The organism is Aeromonas sp. 603757, assembly GCF_049171255.1.
GTDB classification, from domain to species: domain Bacteria; phylum Pseudomonadota; class Gammaproteobacteria; order Enterobacterales; family Aeromonadaceae; genus Aeromonas; species Aeromonas veronii_A.
In genome coordinates, this window is sequence record NZ_JAAKOE010000005.1 from 111,032 (window position 1) to 133,654 (window position 22,623).

22 protein-coding genes are annotated in these 22,623 nt (G+C 61.1%); 11 read left to right on the forward strand and 11 right to left on the reverse strand.

Annotated features, from left to right (window positions below):
• Nucleotides 1-122 precede the first annotated feature (122 nt).
• Entirely contained in the window at nt 123-641 is a 519-nt protein-coding gene (fldB, locus tag G5332_RS06730; RefSeq protein ID WP_005335151.1) for a flavodoxin FldB, read from the reverse strand.
• Between the two features lie 250 nt (nt 642-891).
• On the opposite strand from fldB, the gene xerD reads away from it, so the two are divergent.
• A complete protein-coding gene (xerD, locus tag G5332_RS06735) occupies nt 892-1,791 on the forward strand; it encodes a site-specific tyrosine recombinase XerD (RefSeq protein WP_216953023.1) in 900 nt (299 codons plus the stop codon).
• Between the two features lie 72 nt (nt 1,792-1,863).
• On the opposite strand, the gene mscL is transcribed toward xerD, so the two are convergent.
• Nucleotides 1,864-2,274 carry a large-conductance mechanosensitive channel protein MscL gene (gene mscL, locus G5332_RS06740; protein WP_047438040.1) on the reverse strand — a complete coding sequence of 137 codons (411 nt, stop codon included), beginning with the start codon at nt 2,272-2,274 and terminating at the stop codon, nt 1,864-1,866.
• Nucleotides 2,275-2,590: 316 nt separating this feature from the next.
• Here mscL and G5332_RS06745 point away from each other — a divergent pair, with 316 nt between their 5' ends.
• The 4 genes from G5332_RS06745 to nqrE all read left to right on the forward strand — a co-directional run bounded on the left by G5332_RS06745 (nt 2,591) and on the right by nqrE (nt 6,395).
• Complete coding sequence (locus G5332_RS06745) at nt 2,591-3,238, forward strand: disulfide isomerase DsbC N-terminal domain-containing protein (RefSeq protein ID WP_421172117.1); 648 nt, start codon at nt 2,591-2,593, stop codon at nt 3,236-3,238.
• Nucleotides 3,204-4,934: a single-stranded-DNA-specific exonuclease RecJ gene (gene recJ, locus G5332_RS06750; protein ID WP_227342070.1), complete on the forward strand. Its 1,731-nt coding sequence runs from the start codon at nt 3,204-3,206 to the stop codon at nt 4,932-4,934. Before G5332_RS06745 ends, recJ begins: the two co-directional genes overlap by 35 nt.
• 269 nt (nt 4,935-5,203) lie before the next feature.
• Nucleotides 5,204-5,596, forward strand: coding sequence for a hypothetical protein (locus G5332_RS06755; protein WP_421202807.1), 393 nt, complete (start codon nt 5,204-5,206; stop codon nt 5,594-5,596).
• A gap of 199 nt (nt 5,597-5,795) precedes the next feature.
• Nucleotides 5,796-6,395 carry an NADH:ubiquinone reductase (Na(+)-transporting) subunit E gene (nqrE, locus tag G5332_RS06760; RefSeq protein ID WP_227342072.1) on the forward strand — a complete coding sequence of 200 codons (600 nt, stop codon included), beginning with the start codon at nt 5,796-5,798 and terminating at the stop codon, nt 6,393-6,395.
• Between the two features lie 65 nt (nt 6,396-6,460).
• Here the strand turns inward: nqrE and lnt are convergent, their stop codons facing one another.
• The 5 genes from lnt to miaB form a co-directional block, all read right to left on the reverse strand.
• Nucleotides 6,461-8,005, reverse strand: coding sequence for an apolipoprotein N-acyltransferase (gene lnt / locus G5332_RS06765; protein WP_421230627.1), 1,545 nt, complete (start codon nt 8,003-8,005; stop codon nt 6,461-6,463).
• A gap of 147 nt (nt 8,006-8,152) precedes the next feature.
• Nucleotides 8,153-9,037 carry a CNNM family magnesium/cobalt transport protein CorC gene (gene corC, locus G5332_RS06770; protein ID WP_203118663.1) on the reverse strand — a complete coding sequence of 295 codons (885 nt, stop codon included), beginning with the start codon at nt 9,035-9,037 and terminating at the stop codon, nt 8,153-8,155.
• A 95-nt stretch (nt 9,038-9,132) separates the two neighbouring features.
• Nucleotides 9,133-9,597, reverse strand: coding sequence for an rRNA maturation RNase YbeY (ybeY, locus tag G5332_RS06775; protein WP_421311189.1), 465 nt, complete (start codon nt 9,595-9,597; stop codon nt 9,133-9,135).
• Nucleotides 9,594-10,643: a PhoH family protein gene (locus tag G5332_RS06780; RefSeq protein WP_005362369.1), complete on the reverse strand. Its 1,050-nt coding sequence runs from the start codon at nt 10,641-10,643 to the stop codon at nt 9,594-9,596. The genes ybeY and G5332_RS06780 overlap by 4 nt, the downstream gene beginning before the upstream one ends.
• A gap of 54 nt (nt 10,644-10,697) precedes the next feature.
• A complete protein-coding gene (gene miaB, locus G5332_RS06785; protein WP_421249388.1) occupies nt 10,698-12,131 on the reverse strand; it encodes a tRNA (N6-isopentenyl adenosine(37)-C2)-methylthiotransferase MiaB in 1,434 nt (477 codons plus the stop codon).
• Nucleotides 12,132-12,396: 265 nt separating this feature from the next.
• Here miaB and G5332_RS06790 point away from each other — a divergent pair, with 265 nt between their 5' ends.
• The 3 genes from G5332_RS06790 to G5332_RS06800 all read left to right on the forward strand — a co-directional run bounded on the left by G5332_RS06790 (nt 12,397) and on the right by G5332_RS06800 (nt 14,992).
• Nucleotides 12,397-13,560, forward strand: a complete 1,164-nt coding sequence (locus G5332_RS06790) for an FAD-dependent oxidoreductase (RefSeq protein WP_421249389.1) — start codon at nt 12,397-12,399, stop codon at nt 13,558-13,560.
• Nucleotides 13,561-13,609: 49 nt separating this feature from the next.
• A complete protein-coding gene (locus G5332_RS06795) occupies nt 13,610-14,176 on the forward strand; it encodes a cysteine hydrolase family protein (protein WP_421249390.1) in 567 nt (188 codons plus the stop codon).
• A 132-nt stretch (nt 14,177-14,308) separates the two neighbouring features.
• Complete coding sequence (locus tag G5332_RS06800; protein ID WP_421249391.1) at nt 14,309-14,992, forward strand: cold shock domain-containing protein; 684 nt, start codon at nt 14,309-14,311, stop codon at nt 14,990-14,992.
• A gap of 90 nt (nt 14,993-15,082) precedes the next feature.
• On the opposite strand, the gene G5332_RS06805 is transcribed toward G5332_RS06800, so the two are convergent.
• Nucleotides 15,083-15,991 carry a LysR family transcriptional regulator gene (locus tag G5332_RS06805; protein WP_421249392.1) on the reverse strand — a complete coding sequence of 303 codons (909 nt, stop codon included), beginning with the start codon at nt 15,989-15,991 and terminating at the stop codon, nt 15,083-15,085.
• Between the two features lie 116 nt (nt 15,992-16,107).
• Between G5332_RS06805 and G5332_RS06810 the strand changes: the two genes are divergently transcribed.
• Both G5332_RS06810 and G5332_RS06815 read left to right on the forward strand, forming a co-directional pair.
• Nucleotides 16,108-16,353 carry a hypothetical protein gene (locus tag G5332_RS06810; RefSeq protein ID WP_088868650.1) on the forward strand — a complete coding sequence of 82 codons (246 nt, stop codon included), beginning with the start codon at nt 16,108-16,110 and terminating at the stop codon, nt 16,351-16,353.
• A 20-nt stretch (nt 16,354-16,373) separates the two neighbouring features.
• A complete protein-coding gene (locus G5332_RS06815; protein WP_216953031.1) occupies nt 16,374-17,042 on the forward strand; it encodes an HAD-IA family hydrolase in 669 nt (222 codons plus the stop codon).
• A gap of 209 nt (nt 17,043-17,251) precedes the next feature.
• Here the strand turns inward: G5332_RS06815 and dcuC are convergent, their stop codons facing one another.
• Genes dcuC through G5332_RS06830 form a run of 3 tightly spaced genes read right to left on the reverse strand, consistent with a single transcriptional unit; the run spans nt 17,252 to nt 21,401 of the window.
• A complete protein-coding gene (gene dcuC / locus G5332_RS06820) occupies nt 17,252-18,613 on the reverse strand; it encodes a C4-dicarboxylate transporter DcuC (protein ID WP_227342077.1) in 1,362 nt (453 codons plus the stop codon).
• A 54-nt stretch (nt 18,614-18,667) separates the two neighbouring features.
• A complete protein-coding gene (rihC, locus tag G5332_RS06825) occupies nt 18,668-19,585 on the reverse strand; it encodes a ribonucleoside hydrolase RihC (protein WP_421311190.1) in 918 nt (305 codons plus the stop codon).
• Between the two features lie 16 nt (nt 19,586-19,601).
• On the reverse strand, nt 19,602-21,401 hold the full coding sequence (locus tag G5332_RS06830; protein ID WP_421249393.1) for an adenine deaminase: 1,800 nt from the start codon (nt 21,399-21,401) through the stop codon (nt 19,602-19,604).
• A gap of 135 nt (nt 21,402-21,536) precedes the next feature.
• On the opposite strand from G5332_RS06830, the gene G5332_RS06835 reads away from it, so the two are divergent.
• Nucleotides 21,537-22,475 carry a LysR family transcriptional regulator gene (locus G5332_RS06835; protein ID WP_421249394.1) on the forward strand — a complete coding sequence of 313 codons (939 nt, stop codon included), beginning with the start codon at nt 21,537-21,539 and terminating at the stop codon, nt 22,473-22,475.
• Nucleotides 22,476-22,623 lie beyond the last annotated feature (148 nt).

Sequence of the window (22,623 nt, forward strand, 5' to 3'; positions counted from 1 at the left end):
ACCAGCACAAAAAAGTCGCTATAGCGTCATGCGATGATACCGATTGAGAAAATCGGTGCGATAACTGCGCCCGGCGGCCAGGGCCAGGCGCTCAGGGTCGTTTTGCCAAAACGTGGGAAAGGTCAGAGCAGGGCGTGGATTTCGCTCAGGATCTGCTCGACCCACTGCTCGATGCGCGGATCGGTCTGGTCATATTGGTTGGCATCGTCCAGCGCCAGCCCGACGAAGTGACGGCCATCGTCGATCAGTGCCTTGGAGGCATCGAATTCGTACCCTTCGTTGGGCCAGTAGCCCACCAGCTTGACCCCTTTTGGCACCAGCTGATCGTGCAGCATGCCGAGGGCGTCCTGGAACCATTCGCCATAACCGAGCTGATCGCCGAGGCCAAACAGGGCCACGATGCGTCCCTCCAGATGGAGATCGGCGATATCTTCCCAGCGGGACTCCCAGTCCTCCTGCAGTTCGCCAAAATCCCAAGTGGATATGCCGAGGATCAGGATCTCGTAATCCTCCATCCGGCGCAGGGAGACATCCTTGATATTGTGAATATCCACCAGCTCGGGGCCGATGAGGGCGCGGATCTTCTCGGCAGCCATCTCGGTGTAGCAGGTGGTGGAACCGTAAAACAGACCAATCTTCATCGCTCTACTCTCTGTTGGCGCTTTCTCGCTTGCTTTTGGCGCGTTCTCGCATGCTCGTGTGGGCTGCGCCATGTTGGCAACACGATGGGTAACGTAAGGGGAGGGCGCCAGTCTAGCAGATTGCCATTCGACCTTCACCGCCCGGCAAGGTGCGTGGCAAACGTGCCTTATCTTTCCAATGAAAGTGCCTTGTCTTTCCAAGGAGTTGGCGCGTTACAATGGGCCATCGATCCCCTGATTGCAGCGCACCATGAGCAAACCCGACCCCCATCCCCTGATTGAACCCTTTCTCGACGCCCTCTGGCTGGAGCGGGGATTGTCTGACAACACGGTCAGCTCCTATCGCAGCGATCTGGAGAAGTTCTCCCTCTGGCTCGACGAGCAGGGGAGCTCGCTGCTGCTGGCGGGGATGGACGAGATCCAGCACTACCTCGCCTGGCGGGTCGATCACCAGTTTGCGGCCAGCAGCACCGCCCGCTTCCTGTCGGCCCTGCGCCGTTTCTATCAGTATCTCAACCGTGAGAAGCTGCGCAGCGATGATCCGACCGTGCTGCTGGAGGGGCCCAAGCTGCCGAAAAAACTCCCCTCAGATTTAAGCGAAACGGAGGTGGATGCGTTGCTGAGTGCGCCGCTGGTGGATGACCCGCTGGAGTTGCGGGACAAGGCAATGCTGGAGCTGCTCTACGCCACCGGGCTGCGGGTTTCCGAGCTGGTGGGGCTCACCGCCGAGCATATCAGCCTGCGGCAGGGCTTGGTGCGGGTTATTGGCAAGGGTAACAAGGAGCGGTTGGTGCCGATGGGCGAGGAGGCGATGCACTGGCTGGAGCGTTACTACCGCGAGGCCCGCACCCTGCTGCTGGGGGGCACCAGCTCGGATGTGGTGTTTCCCTCCAAGCAGGCCCGTATGATGACCCGCCAGACCTTCTGGCATCGCATCAAACTCTATTCCCTGCGGGCCGGGATTAATGGCGAGCTCTCCCCCCATACCTTGCGCCACGCCTTTGCCACCCATCTGCTCAACCACGGCGCCGACCTGCGAGTGGTACAGATGCTGCTGGGCCATGCGGATCTCTCCACTACCCAGATCTACACCCATGTGGCCAACGAGCGACTCAAGGCGCTGCACGGGGAGCATCACCCCAGAGCTTGAGTGGCTGTCCTCCCAAAAACAAAAAACCGCCAGCAGGCGGTTTTTTTATCTCTACACGACAGGAGATGGCGCTTATTTCCCTTGCTGGGATTTCAGCAGATCACGGATCTCGGTCAGCAGCTCCTGATCCTTGGTCGGGCCTGCCGGAGCGGCGGCTTCTTCTTCCTGCTTTTTCTTGAGGGTGTTGATGGCCTTCAGTCCCATAAAGATGGCAAAAGAGATGATCAGAAAGTCGATGATGGTCTGAATGAACTTGCCATAGGCGATGACCACGGCGGGTGTTGCACCTTCAGCGGCCTTCAGGGTGACCGCCAGGTCGCTGAAGTCCACGCCGCCCAGGATCAGGCCGATGGGCGGCATGATCACGTCACCGACAAAAGAGGAGACAATTTTGCCGAAGGCGGCACCAATGATGATACCGACCGCCATATCGATGACGTTGCCGCGGGCGGCAAAGGCTTTGAACTCTTGAATCAGACTCATTATTTCCTCCGAAATTAAACAAGATAGCGCGTTGATTACCCTTGCCAAAGGGCGAACTCTTGTCAGGAAAAACAGAGGCTAAGCCGCGTTGTTCCTGTCGTCCTGACTAGCTTGCGGGCGTTATGAGTCCTTGGCAATCGGGGGGAACCTTTTTTTTGGTACAAAGTGATATTAATTTTTTGATAAGTAGCTGATTGAATGATGAGCTGTGCTGCTGTAGTTTGCTGGGTCGATTCATTCATACCGCGTGAGTAAACAAGTGAAGTATTTACTACTGGGAATGATGCTTTTGTGCACATTTGCTGCCAGAGCGGGGATGGATACCCAAACCTTGAAACAGACCATTACCGCCCGGTTAGGGGTCTCTGTTTATCTGGTGGAACAGACCCCCATTCCCGGGCTCTATATGCTGGGCACTTCGCAAGGGGTGCTCTACAGCGATGCCAAGGGGAACTATGTGGTGCAGGGGGTCATGCTGGATATGACTCATAACATGAAGAATCTCACCATCTCGGGCATGCGCGAGCAGCGTCGACTGGGCTTGTCCCAGGTGACCCATACACCGGTCGTTCTCCAGGCCAGTAATGAGCGTCATCGGGTTGCGCTCTTTTTCGGTGAGCAGGATGCCGCTCGTCGCCAGCTGTCCGGCACGCTGCAACATCTGCAGGCGTCCGGGGTCAGTGTCGAGCTCTACCCCGTGATTGAACATGCAGGACAGGCTTCCCACTGGTGCCAGGATCCCCTGCTACAGAATGATCCCTTCAAAGCCTATTTGCCTCAAAAGGAATGTAGTGAGACCCTTATCGAGAATATTGGCCTGAGCCAGTGGTTGGGGGTCAAGGTACTGCCTGCCTGGGTCTCCTCTGATGGAGATCTGGTAAGGGGCTACCAGAGCCCGGAACAACTGCTCAAGATACTGGATCACATTGATGCCCCTGCAAATCCGTCGTCGTCCGCGAGTTGATGATTCCCATCTCCCCGCCACCCTGCACCCCCTGCTTCGTCAAATCTTCGCCAGCCGTGGCGTAGAGGATCCCGCTCTGCTCGAGCGCAGCGCCAGCCAGTTGCTGCCTCCCCAGCGCCTCTATGGGATGGAGCGTGCGGTGCCGCTGCTGGCGGAGGCGCTGACGGCGCAAAAACGGATCCTTATCGTCGGCGACTTCGACTGCGACGGCGCCACCAGCTCGGCCCTGTGCGTGCTGGCCCTGCGCGCCATGGGGGGGCGCCATATCGATTTTCTGGTGCCCAACCGCTTCGAGTTCGGTTATGGCCTCACCCCCGAGATCGTCGAGCTGGCGGTGGCCCGCGGCGCCGAGTTCCTGATCACGGTGGATAACGGCATCTCCAGCATCGCCGGGGTGGCGGCGGCCAAGGCGGCCGGGATGCATGTACTGGTTACCGATCACCATTTGCCGGGTCAGGAGCTGCCTGATGCCGATGCCATCGTCAACCCGAATCAGCGCGGTTGCGATTTTCCCTCCAAGTCCCTGGCCGGGGTGGGGGTGGCCTTCTATCTGATGGCGGCCCTCAACACCCATCTGCGTCAGCTTGGCTGGTACGAACGGCAAGGGCTACGCGCCCCCAATGTGGCGGATTACCTCGATCTGGTGGCCCTCGGCACGGTCGCCGACGTGGTGGCCCTCGATGGCAACAACCGCATCCTGGTCCATCAGGGGTTGCAGCGGATCCGGGCCGGGCGCTGTCGCCCCGGCATTCAGGCGCTGGTGGATGTGTCGGGCCGCGATGGTCGTCGCCTCACTGCCTCCGACCTTGGTTTTGCACTGGGGCCACGCCTCAATGCGGTAGGGCGCCTCGATGACATGTCCCTCGGGGTCGCCTGTCTGCTTTGCGATGATCTCAAGCTGGCGCGCCAGCTTGCGGCCGAGATGGACAGCCTCAATCAGGAGCGCAAGGAGATCGAGCAGGGGATGCAGCAGGAGGCCCTCGCTACCCTGGAGCAGATCCGGTTTCACGATGGCGAGGTGCCGTCGGGCATAGTGCTGCACCGCAACGAGTGGCATCAGGGGGTGGTGGGGCTGGTGGCCTCCAAGGTGAAGGAGAAGTACTACCGCCCGGTCATCGCGTTTGCCGAGAGCAGCGAGAGCGAGCTCAAGGGCTCTGGCCGCTCCATCCCCGGGGTGCATCTGCGCGATGCGCTGGAACTGCTCGACACCCGCCACCCGGGGCTGATGGGCAAGTTTGGCGGCCACGCCATGGCGGCGGGGCTGACCCTGCCCAAGGCCAATATCGAAGCGTTCGGGCGGGCCTTTGAGGCGGTCATCAGCGAGCTGGTGACGCCGGAGCTCTTGACCGGGGTGCTGCTCACCGATGGCGAGCTGCTGCCGGACGAGCTCACTCTCGAGTTGGCGGAGCTTATTCGCGCCTCCGGCCCCTGGGGTCAGGCCTTCCCCGAGCCGCTGTTTGACGGCGAATTCGTGCTGGTGCAGCAGCGGCTGGTGGGGGAGAAGCACCTCAAGATGATGCTGACTACCGATTCTGGCCACGCGGTGGATGCCATCGCCTTCGGCGTCGATCTCAAGCGCTGGCCCGATGCCTCGGTCAAGCGGGTGCGGCTTGTCTACCGGCTTGACGTCAACGAGTGGCGCGGCAACCGCAGTGTGCAGCTGCTGGTGGAGCATCTGGAGGCGGCCGGTCTCTGAGCAGGTAGCATTGCTGCTCTGATCGCTGACAACGGCCACCCTCGGGTGGCCGTTTTACTGTGGGCCCGGGGGTGACTCTACCGCCTTGTTATGTTGGTATTTAATTGCTGGCTTTCTTAGAAAGAGGGTTTTTAGTATCGTTTTACGTCAGTTAGTACGGTTTCAAATTCAAGAAAAAGAGGCGTTGTGATACATTCATCCCCGCATCATTTTGTTGTTTGAACGGGACTGACTCTTTGCTGCCTTTTGGCCGACTATCGACCTGGGCGATGGTCCTCGCTATCGCCAGCCTGCTATGGTTTGCCGCTTTCGCTGCGGTAGGGGTCACTGCAACACCTCATCAGGCGTCGGTCAGGCAGAAGGTCTCGATGCAGTTGCATGAGCAATCCGATCCGGGATTGGTCAACAGTGTCGGCCTTCCTCCTGCCTCCCAGTGGCGACTCGGCTTCGAGCTGGGGCGGCGACTCGAAGGGGCCACTCATTCCGAGCGCTATCAGATGGTGCTGGCCTGGTTCCAGCACGATATCCTCGGCCTGCTCTGCGGTCTGCTACTGGTTCTCCCTCTTCTCTATGTCAGGCAGCTCCCCGTCTACTTCGGTTATTTGCACCGACGGCTGCTGCGCTGTCGCCACCTGCAATATCGTTTCTGTCACGGCGACTAGCTCACCCGGCTGGCGGACGCTCATCCACGTTTTCACACGGATTTAACGCTCCCGATTGACTGACGGGGCAGGCTGACACCTGCAGCCTGCGCTCTATCGTCCGGTGCTGCGTCCGCGCTTTCTGTTGTTTCGTCCATGCTGCTGGCCATCGGCCAGAGGCAGACTTTCTCTTTGCGCAAACACCTGGTGAGCACACCCTATGGACTACTACCTCAACCTGTTTATTCACTCAATCTTTGTCGAGAACCTCGCCCTGGCATTCTTTCTGGGGATGTGTACCTTTCTGGCCGTCTCGAAGAACATCAACACCGCCTTTGGCCTTGGTATGACGATCTTGGTGGTGATGGTGATCGCCATTCCCCTCAACAACTTGATTTACCGCCATATCTTGCGGGCAGGCAGCACCTTTTTCGGCGAATTCGATCTGGGATTTCTCGATTACATCATCTACATCGGGGTGTTGGCGGCGCTGGTGCAGGTGATGGAGATGGTGCTCGACAAGTACGTTCCGGCGCTCTATCAGGCACTCGGCATCTATCTGCCGCTGTTGACGGTGCACTGCGCCATCTTTGGCGGGGTGATGTTTATGGCGCAGCGGGATTACGATTTCATCGAGTCGCTGGTCTACAGCGCTGGCTCGGGGCTTGGCTGGCTGCTGGCCATTGTCGCCATGGCCGGACTGCGCCAGAAGCTGAAGTACGCCGATGTCCCCGAGGGGCTGCGGGGCATCGGCATCACCTTTATCGTGGCGGGGCTGATGTCCCTCGGCTTTATGTCCTTCTCAGGCATATCGCTTTGATTGGAGATGAAAAAAACGAGGCGCCTGCGGGCGCCTCGTTGTTTATCAGGGATTGCGGATGGCCATTACAGCTCGCGGGCCCAGGGGTGAGCCTTGGGACGCAGGGCCAGCGCCAGACCCAGCAGCAGTACGGTCAGACCGTAGAGAGGCCAGCTGCCAAAGCGCAGGTAGGGGGTCTCGCCGTGGGCGGGACGCACTTCGCTGCGCAGCACGCCCGCTTCAAACTGCGGGATCTGGCCGATGATGCTGCCGTCGATTTCGGTAACGATGGTGATGCCGGTGTTGGTGTCCCGCAGCAGCGGACGAGCCAGCTCCAGCGCGCGCATCCGGGCGATCTCCATATGCTGCCAGGGGCCAATGCTGGTGCCGAACCAGGCATCGTTGGAGACGGTCAGCAGGAAGTCGGTATCGGCATTGACGTTGCGGCGCACCTCCTCCGGGAAGATGATCTCGTAGCAGATGGCGGCGGCGAACTTGAGCCCCTTGGCGATCAGGTTTGGCTGCACTTCGTCACCCCGGCTGAAGGAGGACATCGGCAGGTTGAAGAAGGGGGCGATGGGGCGCAGCAGATCTTCAAACGGCACGAACTCGCCGATGGGCAGCAGGTGGTACTTGTTGTAGCGGTTGGAGTGGTTGTAGAAGTAGGACTCCTTGCCATCCGCATCCTGCACCCCCATGCCGAGCACGGTATTGTAGAAGCGCTGTTGCTGCTCGTCGTAGTGAATAATCCCCGCCAGCAGGCCGGTATCGTTCACCTTCATCGCCTTGTCCAGATTCTCCAGATAGGGGCCCATCGCCTTCTCGATGGCCGGGATCGCCGACTCCGGCCAGATGATAATGTCAGCATCCTGATTCTCGCGGCTCAAGTCCTGATAGGTGCGCACCGTGGGGGCCAGCGCCTCCGGATCCCACTTGAGGGACTGGGCGATATTGCCCTGCACCAGTGCCACCTTGACCGGTTCGCCACGGGTCACCCAGTTGAGTTGCATCAGGCCGTGAGCACCGGCAACCAGCAGGGCGGGCACCGCCAGCCAGAGCGGGGAGCGGGATTTCCACACCTGCCAGATGGCGGAGGCAGAGAGCAACAGGGCGAGGGTGATGCCCTGCACCCCAAGGATTGGGGCGAAGCCCCTGAGCGGGCCGTCGATCTGGCTGTAGCCAAACCAGAGCCAGGGGAAGCCGGTCATTACCCAGCCACGCAGCCAGTCCGCCAGCAGCCAGAGTGTCGGGAAGGCGAGCAGCCAGCGGCTCCAGTGACGGCCGCCAAAGAAGCGGGCAAAGACCCAGCAGGCGAGCGTCGGGTAGAGCGCCAGATAGGCGGAGAGCCCGGCCAGCAGTACGAAGGCCATCGGCAGCGGGATGCCGCCAAATTCAGTCATGCTGACGTGGATCCACCATAGCCCCGGCAAAAAGAGTCCCATGGCGTAGCCAAAGCCACGCCAGGCGGCCTGCTTTGGCGTGGCTTTGTCCAGCAGGGCGTAGAGGCCCAGCAGGGAGGGGATCACCAGCGGCCAGTAGCCAAAGGGAGAGAAAGCCAATATAGCGATGGCACCACTGGCCAGTGCGCCGAGGCTCAACAGGATTTTGGACGTAACGGGGGATAATCTCACGGGCGATGGTGCTCGTCTTGGTCTGAAACTGGGTCGAATGGCCGGTATCTTAACCTGTAAGCGGGGCAACGGCGAGCCTCGATGCCGGTGGCAGAGAGCACAACGCCCCGAGGTCGGGGCGTTGTTTCACACATTGAGCGGATCTGCTTATTGCGGCTCGGATTGCGCCGCCGCGTGGTGCTCGGGGATCTTCACCTGCAACTGCTGCAGACGACGCCGGTCGGCATGCATCACCTTGAACAGGTAGCCGTCCAGCTCGATCTCCTCGCCCTTCTTGGGCAGGTGGCTGAAGGCGTGCATCACCAGACCGCCTACCGTATCCACCTCTTCATCGCTGAACTGGGTGCCGAAGAAGTCGTTGAAATCCTCGATCTCGGTAAGGGCACTAACCGAGAAGACCCGTTTGCTGATGCGGCGGATCTCGTCCGGCTCATCCTCGATGTCATCGAATTCGTCATCTATCTCGCCGACGATAAGCTCGAGAATGTCTTCAATGGTCACCAGACCGGAGACGCCACCAAATTCGTCGACCACGATGGCCATGTGGTAGCGCTCTTCACGGAACTCCTTGAGCAGACGGTCAACCCGTTTGCTTTCCGGCACGATCACCGTGGGGCGCAAGATTTTCTCGAGCTGCAGCGGCTCGCTGGCGTGATGGCCGCCAAACCCGAAGGGGAGCAGATCCTTGGCGAGCAGAATGCCCTCCACATGATCCTTGTCCTCGTTGATCACCGGGAAGCGGGAGTGGCCGGACTCGATGATCACCGGCAGGATTGCATCTACCGGTTGGGACTTCTCGATGGTCACCATCTGGGAGCGGGGGATCATGATATCGCGCACGCGAAGATCGGCGATCTCCAGCACCCCCTCGATCATGTCCTTGGTGTCCTGATCGATGAGGTCGCGCTCTTCGGCATCGGCTATCACGTCTACCAAATCATTGCGGTCTTTTGGCTCGCCCTGGAAGAGTTGGCTGAGTTTGTCGAGCCAGGTTTTCTTCGGCGAGCCGGTACTAGGGTGATCGTCGGTCATTTTCTCTCTTGGTTACTCGTATGAACACACTTGAAATAGTTCGGGTTATATAAGGATGGTCATCTGCTGTTTCAAGACGATGACCGTCCGGCGTTTTACTCTTCGTCGTTCAGATAAGGATCGGCAAAACCGAGCTCCTGCATGATGTCGCGCTCAAGCGCTTCCATCTCTTCGGCTTCCTCATCCTCGATATGGTCATAACCTAGCAGATGCAGACTGCCGTGCACAACCATGTGGGCCCAGTGGGCCATGAGGGGCTTGCCCTGCTCCTCGGCCTCGTGCTCTACCACCTGACGGCAGATCACCAGATCGCCGAGCAGCGGCAGCTCCAGACCGGGTGGCGCCTCGAACGGGAAGGAGAGCACGTTGGTGGGCTTGTCCTTGCCGCGATAGGTGAGGTTGAGCTCGTTGCTCTCCGCCTCGTCGACGATACGCACCGTTACTTCTGCCTCCTGCTGGAAGCCGAGAATGGTGCCGTCGAGCCAGCCTTGCAGTTGGGCTTCGGTGGGCAGGCCATCAGTGCTGGCACTGGCCAGCTGCAGATCCAGGGTTACGCTCATTGCTCGCTCTCTTTGCTGGCGTTTGTTTGGCCGGCCACCTTCTCGGCGGCCTGTTTGGCATCGAATGCCTCGTAAGCCTGCACGATGCGGGCCACCACCGGGTGGCGCACCACGTCTTTGGACTCGAAGAAGTTGAACGACAGACCATCGACCCCTGGCAGCACTTCCAGCGCGTGACGCAGGCCGGATTTGGCGTTGCGCGGCAGGTCTACCTGGGTGATGTCACCGGTGACCACTGCCTTGGAGTTGAAGCCGATGCGGGTGAGGAACATCTTCATCTGCTCGGTGGTGGTGTTCTGGGCCTCATCGAGAATGATAAAGGCGTCATTGAGGGTTCTTCCGCGCATATAGGCGAGCGGCGCCACTTCGATGATGTTGCGCTCCATCAGCTTCTCGACCCGCTCAAAGCCCAGCATCTCGAACAGGGCGTCGTAGAGCGGGCGCAGGTAAGGATCGACCTTCTGGGAGAGATCCCCGGGCAGGAAGCCGAGCTTCTCACCCGCTTCCACCGCCGGACGGGTCAGCAGAATGCGGCGAATTTCCTGACGCTCCAGCGCATCCACCGCCGCTGCGACCGCCAGATAGGTCTTGCCGGTACCGGCCGGGCCTATGCCGAAGCAGATGTCGTGGCGCACGATATTGGCAATGTACTGAGCCTGATTGGGGCTGCGTGGCTTGATGAGACCGCGCTTGGTCTTGACCGTCACCTCCTTGCCATAGGGGATGCTCGGCGCCGGTTCGTCATCCTGCTCCAGCACCCGCGACTCCTGAATGGCCAGATGGACCATGTCGGGGGTGATGTCGGTCACCTTGCCACCCTTGAGGGGCTGGGTTTCCACATAGAGGTGCTTGAGGATGACGGCGGCGGCATCCAGCTGGGCCGGTTTGCCCACCAGCTGGAAGTGGCTGTCACGGTAGCTGATCTCGACGCCGAGGCGGCGCTCCAGCTGCTTGATATTGTCATCGAAGGGGCCGCACAGGCTGGCAAGGCGCTGGTTGTCGGCGGGCTCCAGATGCAGATTCAGGGTCGAGATGTGTCGGCTCAAAATATCCTCGTCTCAAGGCGCTCCCCATCCGCCGGGCGAATGGGGAGGAGGGGATTAATGGGGTGTGAAGGCGGCCACGCCCAGCTCGTCCGGTACGTTATCCGGGCGACGGGCTAGGATTTCGCTCGGTGCGGTGGCGATCCGCAGGTTCATCTCGCTCTCGCCGCGGATGAACTTGCCGCGCAGGGAGTTGGGACGCACCTCGGTGATCTCCACGTCGGCAAAGCCGCCGATCAGGGTGTGCTGGCCTTCGAAGTTGACCACCCGGTTGTTCTCGGTGCGGCCACACAGCTGCATCGGGTCGAGCTTGGAGGGCCCTTCCACCAGGATGCGCTGGGTGGTGCCCAGCATGGCGCGGCCAATCTGCATCGCCTGGTTGTTGATGACGTGCTGCAGGCGGGCCAGACGGGCTTTCTTCACTTCCATGTCGACATCGTCGGGCAGGTCGGCGGCCGGCGTACCGGGGCGCGGACTGAAGATGAAGCTGAAGCTCATGTCGAAACCCACATCCTCGATCAGCTTCATGGTCGCTTCAAAGTCTTCGTCCGTCTCGTTCGGGAAGCCAACGATGAAGTCGGAGCTGATGGTGATGTCGGGACGGGCGGCACGCAGGCGACGGATCTTGGATTTGTACTCCAGGATGGTGTGCGGGCGCTTCATCATGGTCAGAATACGGTCGGAGCCGCTCTGCACCGGCAGGTGCAGGAAGCTGACCACTTCCGGGGTGTCTTTGTAGACTTCGATGATGTCGTCGGTGAACTCGATCGGGTGGCTGGTGGTGTAGCGAATACGATCGATACCGTCGATGGCGGCCACCAGACGCAGCAGCTCGGCGAAGGTGCAGATGCCGCCATCAAAGGTAGGGCCGCGGTAGGCGTTGACGTTCTGGCCGAGCAGGTTCACTTCGCGCACGCCCTGCTGGGCGAGCTGGGCGATTTCGTAGAGCACGTCGTCCAGCGGTCGGCTCACCTCCTCGCCGCGGGTGTAGGGCACCACGCAGTAAGTACAGTATTTGGAGCAGCCTTCCATGATGGAGACGAACGCGGTGGCCCCTTCGGCGCGCGGTTCGGGCAGGCTGTCGAATTTTTCGATCTCGGGGAAGGCGATATCAACCTGGGCACCACGGCCCTCTTGCACTTCCTTGATCATGGCGGGCAGGCGATGCAGGGTCTGCGGGCCGAACACGATATCCACATAGGGAGCGCGCTGGCGGATGGCATCGCCCTCCTGAGAGGCAACGCAGCCACCCACGCCGATCACCAGACCGGGCTTGTTGGCCTTGAGCTTTTTCCAGCGTCCCAGCTGGTGGAACACCTTCTCCTGCGCCTTTTCGCGGATGGAGCAGGTATTCAGCAGCAAGACATCTGCCTCTTCGGGCTCTTCGGTAAGGGTGTAGCCATTGCTGGCATCCAACAGGTCGGCCATTTTGGACGAGTCATACTCGTTCATCTGGCAACCCCAGGTTTTAATGTGAAGTTTCTTGCTCATTGCTTCTCTTGACTTGTTTTGAAATCGGCATGGTCAAAGGACCGCGCATTTTACTCCGCAATCTGGATACTGCCTAGCTAATATCCAGCTGGCAATGGTGCTCACCCGATACCTGTTGCCAGCAAGCTCAATAAGCTTTCTCCTTGATTTGACGCAGCAATTCCCCGTTTGTCTCACTGTTTATCAGCCGCCCTTGCGCTATCATGCAGCCATCCGGTTCACGTCCGGGCGTTGTCGCCGGACGCACCCTTTCAGGAATAAATGTATGGAACAGTGTGATATCGCCATCGTCGGCGCCGGCATGGTGGGCGCCGCCACCGCCTGTCTGCTGGCGGCTCAGGGCCTCTCGGTGCGGGTCATAGAGACCCAACTGCCGGAGCATTACGCGCCGGAGCAGCCGCTGGATCTGCGGGTCTCCGCCATCAGTCAGGCCTCGGTGGCGCTGCTGGAGCAGGCCGGTGCCTGGCACCATCTGCAGCAGATGCGGCTCTGCCCCTATCGCCAGCTGGAGACCTGGGAGCTGGACGGTTTTGCCACCCGCTTCAATGCCGCCGATCTCGGTCTGCCCCAGCTCGGCTACATCATCGAAAACCGGCTGGTGCAGCTCGCCCTGCTCAAGCGGATGGAAGATTTTCCTACCATCCAGACCCACACCCCGGCGGCGGTGACCAGCCTGCGCCAGAGTGCGGATGAAGCGGTGCTGACTCTGGATGATGGCACTGAGTTGGCGGCCCGTTGGGTGCTGGCCTGCGACGGTGCCGAATCCCACACCCGCAAGCTGGTCGGTATCGGCGTATCGCGCTTCGAGTACCGCCAGCACTGCATGCTGATCAATATCGACACCGACTTTGCGCAGGAAGATATCACCTGGCAGCAGTTCACCCCGAGCGGCCCGCGCGCCTTCCTGCCGCTGCCCGGTCAGCACGGCTCCCTGGTGTGGTATGACAGCCCGGCCCGTATCCGCGCGCTGGCGGCCATGAGCAACGAAGGGCTTGCCGCCGAAGTGCGCCGCCACTTCCCAAGCCGCCTCGGCGGATTTACCGTCACCGGCAAGGGGAGCTTCCCGCTGGTGCGCCGCCACGCCAACGACTATCACGTCGGTCGGGTGGTGCTGCTTGGCGATGCTGCCCACACCATCAACCCGCTGGCGGGGCAGGGGGTCAACCTTGGCTTCAAGGATGTGGCCTGCTGGGCTGATCTGCTGCAAGGAGCCGGCGCCGACTGGCATCAGCTGGCGTTGGCCGAGCGTTACGAGCGACGCCGTCGCCCCGACAACCTGCTGATGCAGTCGGGAATGGATCTCTTCTACGGGGTGTTCAGCAACGAGATTGGCCCCCTCAAGCTGGCCCGCAATCTGGCTCTCAATCTGGCGGACAAGGCGGGCCCGCTCAAGGAGATGGCGCTGCGCTATGCACTGGGGCTGGTTTGACAGGTAGAAACCAGATAACACGGGCTGAATGCGCGAAGGAGCAAAGGTGATGAGCAAGGCACTGCTGGTGATCGATTTTATCAACGATATCGCCCACCCCGACGGGCGCATTGCTGCCTCCGCAGCCCATGTGCTGGAGCAGAATGCCATCGCGCATGCCAATCAGGCGCTGGCCCATGCCCGCGCCAACGGCTGGCTGGTAGTGCTGATCAAGGTGGGCTTTGACGGCGGCTATCAGCTGCAACCCAAGGGGTCTCCCATGTTTGGTCGCGCTCACCAGTTGGGGGCGCTCTCTTTGGCTGACAGCGGCACCGACTTTCATCCTGATCTGGATGTGCAGCCCGGCGATCTGGTGCTGGCCAAGCCCAGAGTGAGTCCATTCTATGGTACTGCGCTGGAACCTGCCCTGCGGGCCAACCACATCGACCACCTCTATCTGTGCGGGGTGAGCACCAGCTGGGCCATTCAGGCGGCAGCGCGGGATGGTCACGATCGCGACTACGCCATCACCATTCTGGAGGATGCCTGCGCCGCCGCAGATGCCACCGAGCATCACACCTCGCTGCGGATGCTGGGTCGCATCGCCGAGATCATCAAGGTGTCCCAGCTGGCTTGATCCTTAACGCAGGCTGCACCCGATCACCGTGTTGAGATTGACTCTGCGGCCCCCTGTCGGGCCGCAGCACTTTTGGGCAACATGATTGTCGGGCAAGATAGTGCTCACATGGATAACAACAAGGATGGACAGATGCGTCATCAGGGACGGATCGCGAGCTGGAACGAGGCGCGCGGCTTTGGATTTATTACGCCGGAGCAAAATGGCGCCGAGCAGGCAATCAATGGAGCACGCAGTGCAGGGCTGTTTGTGCATGTTACGGCGCTGCAATCAGATGGCCGCGTGCCCGAGCCGGGGGAGCGTGTCACCTATCTGATCGGCAGTGGCCAGGATGGCAAACCGAGGGCGTTACAGGTTTTTTTCCCCGATCGCCCGCTCACGTTGGCGGGTGTTGTGCCGTCGGTCACACCATCAGCAGCAAGATCAGCCGCATCATCGGCGGCGCCTGCATTTCGGGCGGCAAGTCAGCCGCCAAGACCCACTTTTACCAGAGAGCGAAGTAACCCCTATCGACGTCGCAAGAGCAGCTGGAGTGGTAAATTGCTCCCCCTGTTGCTGCTCGTCGGCCTCTTTTCCATCTATTCCCGCTTCTTTGCCTATTTGTCGCCCGCATCGCCAGTTACTCAAGAGGAGGTTAGTTCCATCTTCAGTACGCCACAGGCAGCGACCTTTACTCGCCAGTGTGATGGTCGGCAGCATTGCTCCCAGATGACCTCCTGCGAGGAGGCAACCTGGTTTTTACAAAACTGCCCTGGTACCAAGATGGATGGGGAAGGAGATGGCATCCCCTGTGAAGATCAGTGGTGTGTTAATTGAAATGCTTTGATTCACAAAGGCCCGATTAATTCATCTCGATTGCTGAGCGCTATCTTCTCCTGGTTCCGTCTGCGGGAGTTTTTGGCTGGGTCAGCGATCGATTGTGGCTGGGTGCGGTGCGGGATGGGGATCGAGGACCAGCTGCACGAAGCGATCGCGGATCGGGTCGGCAAAGGCGGGGTTCCACACCAGACTTATCTCCCACTCGGAACAGGGGCCAAAGAGGGGATAGAGGGTGACGTCCGGGCCCGCGATAAAGCTGACGCTGTGCGGCAGGATGGCATTACCTATGCCTGCCGCAACCAATGCCACCAGAGTCTGAATATCCTCTGCCTCTTGAACCATGCCGGTCAGCCGGTTGGCGCCGAGAAACCCGGCGATCTGCCGGGTTAGGCCGGGACAACGGTAGCCCACCATCTGCAACAGGGGTTGACTGGTCAGTGCCTGCTGGACGTCAAACGATGACGGACCTGGCTGGGTCATCCGGGTTGGCACCGCCAGTACCAGCCGGTCGGTCAGCAGCCGATGTTCCTGCAACAGCGGAGTCTCTGGCCGACGCATAAAACCAAGTTGCAACTGGCCGGAGAGCAGCTGCTCCTGCTGGATCGCGGAGGGCATATCCTGCAGATGGACCATCACGTCCGTGACCTGCTGTTTGAAGCGGGCCACCAGCGCAGGGGCCAGCGCGAAACTCGACAGGCCAAACCCAATCTTGAGCCGACCGGCCACGCCACTCGCCACTGCCAGCGCGTGACGTTCAAACTCCCTGCCGTGTTTGACCAGTGCGCTTGCCTGAGTGAGCAGCTGGGCGCCGAGCGCCGTCAGCTCGGCACCATGTCGGCCCCGCTTGAACAGGGTGCAGCCCAGCGTCTGCTCCAGCCCCTGGATCTGCTTGGTGAGGGCCGGTTGGGTAATGAAGAGGCGATTGGCCGCTTCCCGGTAGTTGGCGGTCTCGGCCAGCGTCACAAACGCCTGCAGTTGCCTCAAGTCGAATTTCATTCCAATTGGTTATCCAAAGTGGCGATTTATTGATTATAAATTATCTAATCGCCTTGTTCTAATGGCTCGGCAAGGGGGGAATCGCCCTCCTCTGAACCGGAATAAGGAGCCATATCATGTCTACCCAACGTTATCTGTTTTTGATCAAGGGCAAGCTGGTGCTGGCTCAGCCGTTGGCGGCCCCGGAGACTGGGGAGCTGCTCGCCAGCCTGTTGCAACAGGGGTTTGTGGTCGGCCCCTTGCAAGTGTGGGCTGGCAGTACCGAGCAGGCGCTCGCCTGTTATGAGCGTGCCGCCCAGCAGCAGGCCTTTGCCGATGCGCTCTCTGGCTCTCTGCCCGAGCTGGCCGGGGTGCCTGTATGAGTGTCTGTATGAGTGCTGGCATGAACACGATCACCCTGTCGGTATCCGCCCTGCTGCTCGATATGGATGGCACCCTGGTCTGCTCGACAGGCGATGTGGAGCAGGTATGGCAGCTCTGGTGTCGTGAACATCTGCTCGATCCCGAGCCAGTGTTGGCGATGTGCCACGGTATACGTTCGCGCGAGGTGATCCGGGAGCTGGCCCCGCAGCTGGATGTGGAGCGGGAAGCGGCGCGGCTCGACGAGCTGGAGATGCTGCATACCGGCGGCGACGCCATCGCAGGAGCTGGCGAGTTGCTGCGCCATTTGCCGCCAGAGCTTTGGGCCATCGTGACCTCCGCCAGCGAGCAGGTTGCCCGTCACCGCCTGAATTGTGCCGGTTTGCCGCTGCCGGCCGTGCTGGTGGGGGCCGAAGCTGTGATCAATGGCAAACCCGATCCCGAGCCCTATCTGCTGGGCGCTGTACGGCTTGGCGTGTCGCCCGCTCGTTGCTTGGTGTTCGAGGATGCCCCGGCCGGTATCGAGAGCGCCCTGCGTGCAGGTTGCACCGTGGTGCAGGTAGGGGGCGATGCGCCGCTCAATCCGGCGGTGGTGGCGGTGATCCGCGACTGGCGCGAGGTGAGAGTGGTGTCAGGGAAAGGCGAGTCCTTGCTGGTGATGCTGTCGATGCAGGGCGCCAACCAAGAATGACGGCACGAGAGCTCTGGGAGTTGAATTAGGGGGCTGAGCCTGATGGCTGGCGGTCAGTTACTCAGGCGCATGTGGCTCTTGGTCGCAAAAGTTATAGACGATCCCCACCGATTATCTTCCGGGCGTTTACATGCAGTGGGTTCACTTTCAACCGGAGGTAAAAAACCGTCTGCAGGCGACCGGATTGATCGCCTGCAGATGGAGCTGGTTTAGCTGAACAGCAGGTAGGAGAGGGTCATGCAGCAGATGATGCCCGAGATGATGGGCACCGAGGTGCGCTTGATGATCTCGATGGGATTGCTGCCGGTGATCGAGGCGATGACGATGATCACCGCGGCGACCGGCGACATGGATCGGATCAGGTTGGCAGTGAGCTGCATCGGCAGGGCCACCGCGACACTGTTGACGCCGACCTTCTCAGTGATCTCGGGAATGATGTTGATAAAGGAGTAGAAGACTGCCAGCCCACTGCCGCTGATAAAGCCGATCAGCGCCGCCGTACCGGAGAAGAAGAACATCAAGATGGAGCCGACGCCGTCGATGTGTTTCACGCTATCGACCAGGGTATCGATGATGCCGATGGCTTTCAGTCCCTCCACCAGCATGCTGGCCGCTACTATGAGCGAGACCACCTGAGCCAGACCCGTCCCCATGCCGGTGAAGAAGATGGCGAACTCCTTGCTGGTCTCCTTGATATTGCCTTTGCGCAAGAGTTCTACCCCTATGGTGAGCAGCAGGCAGACGAAGGTGATCTCCACCAGCCCTAGGGAGATATGGGTGAAGCAGATGCCGAACAGCAGTACCAGCACCAGCGGCAGTACAGGGAAGAGGCCGTAGTAGGCGGGTGGCAAGCCGGTGGGCACGGCGAGCGATTCCTCTTTTTCCTCTAGTCCGCTGCGCGACTGCTGCCGCTTGTCCATCGCCTTCTGCCAGAAGTAGTGCACCACTGCCATCAACGCCAGTGTCGGCAGCGAGATGGGGGCGTGGTAGGAGACGATGTACTCCACCAGCGGGATGCCCAGCTTCTGGGCGGCCAGCACGTTATCGGCCCCCAGCGGGCTGGGCATGATGGTGGCAGTGGTGGCAATGACGGCCCCCGCGGTGAGGGAGGACATGTTCGATGCCTTCAGTACCGGATAGAGGGTCGCCATCAGCAACACTGCCAGACTGGCAGCGCTTGGCACCACCAGTGAGAGCAGATTGCCCAAGAGGAAAATCACCGGCACCAGCAGGTAGGGGGAGCGGATGCGACTCAAGGGGCGGGTCAGCAGCATCACGGTGACGTCGTTGGCGCCGATGTGGCTCATGTAGCTGGAGAAGCCGAACAGCACCATGATGGTGAGGCCGACATTGCCCATCTGGCTGATGAAGATCTGCTTGATCTGGACGAAGGGATCAAGCCAGCTGAGGCCGCTGCTCTGCGCCGCAGGCAGCAGGGGGTGGCCCAGTCCGACGGCGGCAAACATCAGCAGCAGCCCGGCGCCAAACAGCACTATCTTGGCATCGTAGTTTTTGGCGATGAGATAGCCGCAGATGACCAGGATCAGGGTGCTGACAATTATTTCCAGCATGTTTCCAACACTCTCTTCTTGATGTGAATGGGCCAGCGGGCTGGCGGTTCGGGATCAGATGGCGCGGGCAAGGGTCTCCATGCACCAGGCCCTGAATCCGGGCACGTCGATATCGAGACACACCTCGGCGTTGGGCGGGCGTTTGAGCCGGTTGTTGATATCCACCGAGGTGGTGCCGAGGGTGTGCTCACCCCGGGTCTCGATGGCCACATGGCAGGCCCAGGTGATAAAGAGATCGGGGCGCACCAGATAGGCAATGGCGCAGAGATCGTGCATCTTGAGCCCGGTCTGCATACTGCCGCCGCGATAGTGGCCGAACAGGGCGTGGAGCATGGCGCCGGTGCGGTTGAGGGCGGGCAGCGCCGCAATCATCTCGCCGGTCAGGGTGGCCCGGCTGGTGACATCGAGTCCGCACATCACGATGGGCAGACCGCTGCTGAAGACGATGTGAGCCGCCTCCGGATCCACGTAGATATTGAACTCGGCATTGGGGGTGTGGTTGCCCCGACCGGCCGAGCCGCCCATCAACACGATCCGCGCGATCTTCTCCCGACACTCGGGGTGCAGGGTGAGCAGCAGGGCGATATTGGTCAGCGGCCCGATGGGCACCAGCGTCATGGATTGTTCGCTGGCGAGCAGGGTGGCCTTCATGGCTTCGACGGCATGCTCCGGTATCGGCTGTTGCCCGGGTTCGGCAAACTCGTAACCATCGAGGCCGGAGTGGCCGTGGATATGGCTGGCATTGTCGAGGGGGCGCACGAGGGGCTGGCTGGCCCCCTGTGCCACCGGCACCTCTTTGCCGAAAAAGTGCAGCAGGCGCAGGGCGTTGCGGGTGGTCTTGCTGACATCGACGTTGCCGGCGACCGTGGTGATGAGCGCCAGCTCGATCCCGGGGTGAAACAGGGCGGCGGCGATGGCAACGGCATCGTCGATGCCGGGGTCGGTATCCAGAATAATGGCGACAGGGTTCACGCTGTTCTCCTCGAGGTTAATCGGCTTGGCTGGCATCGTGGGGCCAGCAGCAGATAAAGGGGTCGACAATCTCGCGGGTCAGGCCATCGGTGAGGCCGAGATCGGTCAGATGGGGCCCCGCATTGCAGGCAAGGCAGGTTCCCTCGATGGCCTTGAAGACACGGTAGGGGGGCTCCCATTCCACCACCTTGCCGCTCACTTCGCGCAGAGCGTGGAAGCTGGCGGCCAGCTCGCTGGCCGGCAGGTCGGAGAGCATGCCGGCGATGGGCATGGCAACGTGGGCCAGCACCTCACCCTGCTGGACGACCGCCATGCCGCCCCCGCTGGTGATCAGAGTGTTGGCGGCCAGCATCATCTCTTGCGGGTCGCGCCCCAGCACCACCAGATTGTGGGAGTCGTGGGAGTAGCTGGTGGCGATGGCCCCTTGCAGCTCGCCCCACCCCTCCAGCAGCGCCAGCCGGGTGCCCGCCTGATGGCGGCCATGGCGGTGTTGCACCGAGATGAGGCTAAATCCCGCAGGCACGATGACCTGACCATCCCGAACCTCAACCTCGGTTTCACTCCACTGGGTGAAGCGAGCCCCCTTGATGGTCTTGAAGCGGGCCCGACCCGCAGTCAGCCCGGGTACCCGGATGATGAACTCCTCCTGCGTGCGCAGGGGGATCTGCATGGTATCGCGCGGCGCCTGACAACCGGCGACAGGCTCGGAGGGGTTGAGAATGGCGCCATGGCGGGCGACCCGCTGACCACCGCTGTAGACCCAGAGCGGGTTGAGATCGGTGAGGTTGTCGAACACCACCAGGTCGGCGCAGCGGCCGGCAGCAACCAGCCCCAGATCGTTGCGCTGCAGCCGGATGGCGGCATTGAGGGTGGCCATCCGCAGCACGTCGGGCACCGCCAGCCCCAGCTCTGCCAGCAGCTTGACCAGCGCAATCATGCCCCCTTTCTCCAGCAGCATGTCGGGCGGCACATCGTCGGTACAGAGGGTGATTTGGGAGGAGAGGTGGGGCAGCTGTTTCAGCGCAGCGACGATCTCCGGCAGCAGGTAGGGGTGGGAGCCGCGCAGCTGGAGGGTGAGCCCGGCCCGCAGCTTCTCCAGCGCATCGGCAGCCGAGGTGAGTTCGTGATCCGAGCTGACCCCGGCGGCCAGATAGGCTTGCAGCCGGTGACCAGTGAGGCCCCGGGCATGTCCCTCAATCAGGGCATTGCGCTGCAAACCGGCGTGCAGGATGCCGGTCATCCGCTCGCTGCCGCCCAGCACCCCCTGCATGTCCATCACCTCGGCGATCCCCGCCACCTCAGGCCACTCCAGCATGGTCGCCATCTCGGGGCCGTGGAAGTCGGCCCCCGACATCTCGAGACCCGGCGTCGAGGGAACGCTGGAGGGGGCGGCGCAGATGACCCGCAGCGGCAGATTGCGGCTGGCGTCGATGGCATAGCGTACCCCCGCCAGCCCGAGCACATTGGCCAGCTCGTGGGGATCCCAGAAGATGGTGGTGGTGCCCTGCGCGACCACCACATCGGCGTAGCGCTCCGGCGTCAGGTGGGAGCTCTCCATATGGACATGGCTGTCGATAAGACCGGGCGAGAGATAGGCGCCGGCCAGATCGTGGGTCTCGCGTGCCTGCTGGAAGGAGCCGACCGGATGGACGCTGGCGATCAGCGGGCCGACCAGCCCCACGTCGACGGGGCGGATCTCGCCGGTCACCATGTCGATCAGGTTGGCGTTGGTCAGCAGCAGATCGAAGGGGGCTTCGCCGAGGGCGGCCTGCACGGCGCGGCGGCGCAAGTTGAGGGATGCATCTTGTTCACACATGAATGAGATGGCCTGACAAGGGGAATAATGGGCCCACTTTAGGGAGGGGATTGGCCCGTGCATAGCGCAAAGAATTTATAACTGGATAAGAAAGGGTTATGCTGCTGCAAACGTTTTTCTCCGGTTGTCGATTTCATGTCCGAACCCTGGCGCCGTCTGCCTGCGCTCTCTCTCAAGCAGATCCAGTATTTTGTCACGCTGGCCCAGCTGCGCCACTTCACCGAAACGGCCAATCAGATGGCCATCAGCCAGCCTGCCCTGAGCAGTGCCCTGCGCCAGATTGAATCTGTGCTTGGCGGTAAACTGTTTCACCGTACCGCGCAGGCGGTCACCCTGACCGAACAGGGGGAGGCGATCCTGCCTCACGCCAAGGGGCTACTCAATGTGGCCCATGCCGCTTTTGCCGATATGCAGCAGGTGATGGCAGAAGGGGGCGATGGCACCCTGCGCATCGGTCTGATCCCGTCGGCCTGCACCCTGATGTTTCCGCTGGCGGCCGCCCGTCTGCAGCAGCAGTTTCCGGGCTTGCGGGTCGAGTTTCAGGATCACACCAACGACGGTCTATTGCAGGCGCTGGCCGAGGGGTCTCTGGATGCAGGGATTGGCGTGCTGGATGGCGAGTTGCCCGACTCGCTGGAGGTGACGCCGCTGCTGGACGATGCGCTGGTGGCGGTGATCAACCGGCAGGATCCGCTGGCAGCGGAAGAGATCATCAGCTGGCAGGCGCTGACCCGCCGCGACATCGCCCTTTTTGCCAGAGGCAACGTCAGCCGGCAGGTCAACGGACTGGCCCAGAGCCAGTTGCCCGGGCTCAAGCCCAGATACACCACAGATTATGTCGAGACGCTTTACGGCTTGGTGCGCTCAGGGTTGGCAGTTGCTATCCTGCCCGGACTCTATGCCGCGAACCTGCGCGATCCCCAGCTGAAAGTCGTGGCGCTGCACGAGCCAGTGCTGAGTCGAACCCTGGCGCTGATGTGGGCGAAAGGACTCTCCCGATCAACTCGCATCGACGAAGGGCGAGCCCTGCTGCGCGCCACCATTATCGAACAGCTAAGTAGTCAGCACGGCTGAGGCTGGCACGAGGTGAAGGTGGAACCTGGAGAGACATCCCTGCTGGTGACGCTGCCCGCCTGAGCTGTGGTGCGAGTGCGTGACGACCGCAGATTGCGGTATGAACCATCGCTATCCGAACTCTTGATGTCGCAATAAAAACGCCCCC

Excerpts from the sequence above, each read along its gene's own strand:
- G5332_RS06800 (WP_421249391.1), top strand. The coding sequence starts at position 14,309 with ATGCGTCATCAGGGACGGATCGCGAGCTGGAACGAGGCGCGCGGCTTT.
- G5332_RS06795 (WP_421249390.1), top strand. The coding sequence starts at position 13,610 with ATGAGCAAGGCACTGCTGGTGATCGATTTTATCAACGATATCGCCCAC.
- G5332_RS06755 (WP_421202807.1), top strand. The coding sequence starts at position 5,204 with ATGGTCCTCGCTATCGCCAGCCTGCTATGGTTTGCCGCTTTCGCTGCG.
- miaB (WP_421249388.1), bottom strand. The coding sequence starts at position 12,131 with ATGAGCAAGAAACTTCACATTAAAACCTGGGGTTGCCAGATGAACGAG.
- corC (WP_203118663.1), bottom strand. The coding sequence starts at position 9,037 with ATGACCGACGATCACCCTAGTACCGGCTCGCCGAAGAAAACCTGGCTC.
- G5332_RS06835 (WP_421249394.1), top strand. The coding sequence starts at position 21,537 with ATGTCCGAACCCTGGCGCCGTCTGCCTGCGCTCTCTCTCAAGCAGATC.
- mscL (WP_047438040.1), bottom strand. The coding sequence starts at position 2,274 with ATGAGTCTGATTCAAGAGTTCAAAGCCTTTGCCGCCCGCGGCAACGTC.
- dcuC (WP_227342077.1), bottom strand. The coding sequence starts at position 18,613 with ATGCTGGAAATAATTGTCAGCACCCTGATCCTGGTCATCTGCGGCTAT.
- G5332_RS06745 (WP_421172117.1), top strand. The coding sequence starts at position 2,591 with ATGGATACCCAAACCTTGAAACAGACCATTACCGCCCGGTTAGGGGTC.
- fldB (WP_005335151.1), bottom strand. The coding sequence starts at position 641 with ATGAAGATTGGTCTGTTTTACGGTTCCACCACCTGCTACACCGAGATG.
- G5332_RS06790 (WP_421249389.1), top strand. The coding sequence starts at position 12,397 with ATGGAACAGTGTGATATCGCCATCGTCGGCGCCGGCATGGTGGGCGCC.
- G5332_RS06815 (WP_216953031.1), top strand. The coding sequence starts at position 16,374 with ATGAACACGATCACCCTGTCGGTATCCGCCCTGCTGCTCGATATGGAT.
- xerD (WP_216953023.1), top strand. The coding sequence starts at position 892 with ATGAGCAAACCCGACCCCCATCCCCTGATTGAACCCTTTCTCGACGCC.
- nqrE (WP_227342072.1), top strand. The coding sequence starts at position 5,796 with ATGGACTACTACCTCAACCTGTTTATTCACTCAATCTTTGTCGAGAAC.
- ybeY (WP_421311189.1), bottom strand. The coding sequence starts at position 9,597 with ATGAGCGTAACCCTGGATCTGCAGCTGGCCAGTGCCAGCACTGATGGC.
- G5332_RS06805 (WP_421249392.1), bottom strand. The coding sequence starts at position 15,991 with ATGAAATTCGACTTGAGGCAACTGCAGGCGTTTGTGACGCTGGCCGAG.
- G5332_RS06810 (WP_088868650.1), top strand. The coding sequence starts at position 16,108 with ATGTCTACCCAACGTTATCTGTTTTTGATCAAGGGCAAGCTGGTGCTG.
- G5332_RS06830 (WP_421249393.1), bottom strand. The coding sequence starts at position 21,401 with ATGTGTGAACAAGATGCATCCCTCAACTTGCGCCGCCGCGCCGTGCAG.
- recJ (WP_227342070.1), top strand. The coding sequence starts at position 3,204 with ATGCCCCTGCAAATCCGTCGTCGTCCGCGAGTTGATGATTCCCATCTC.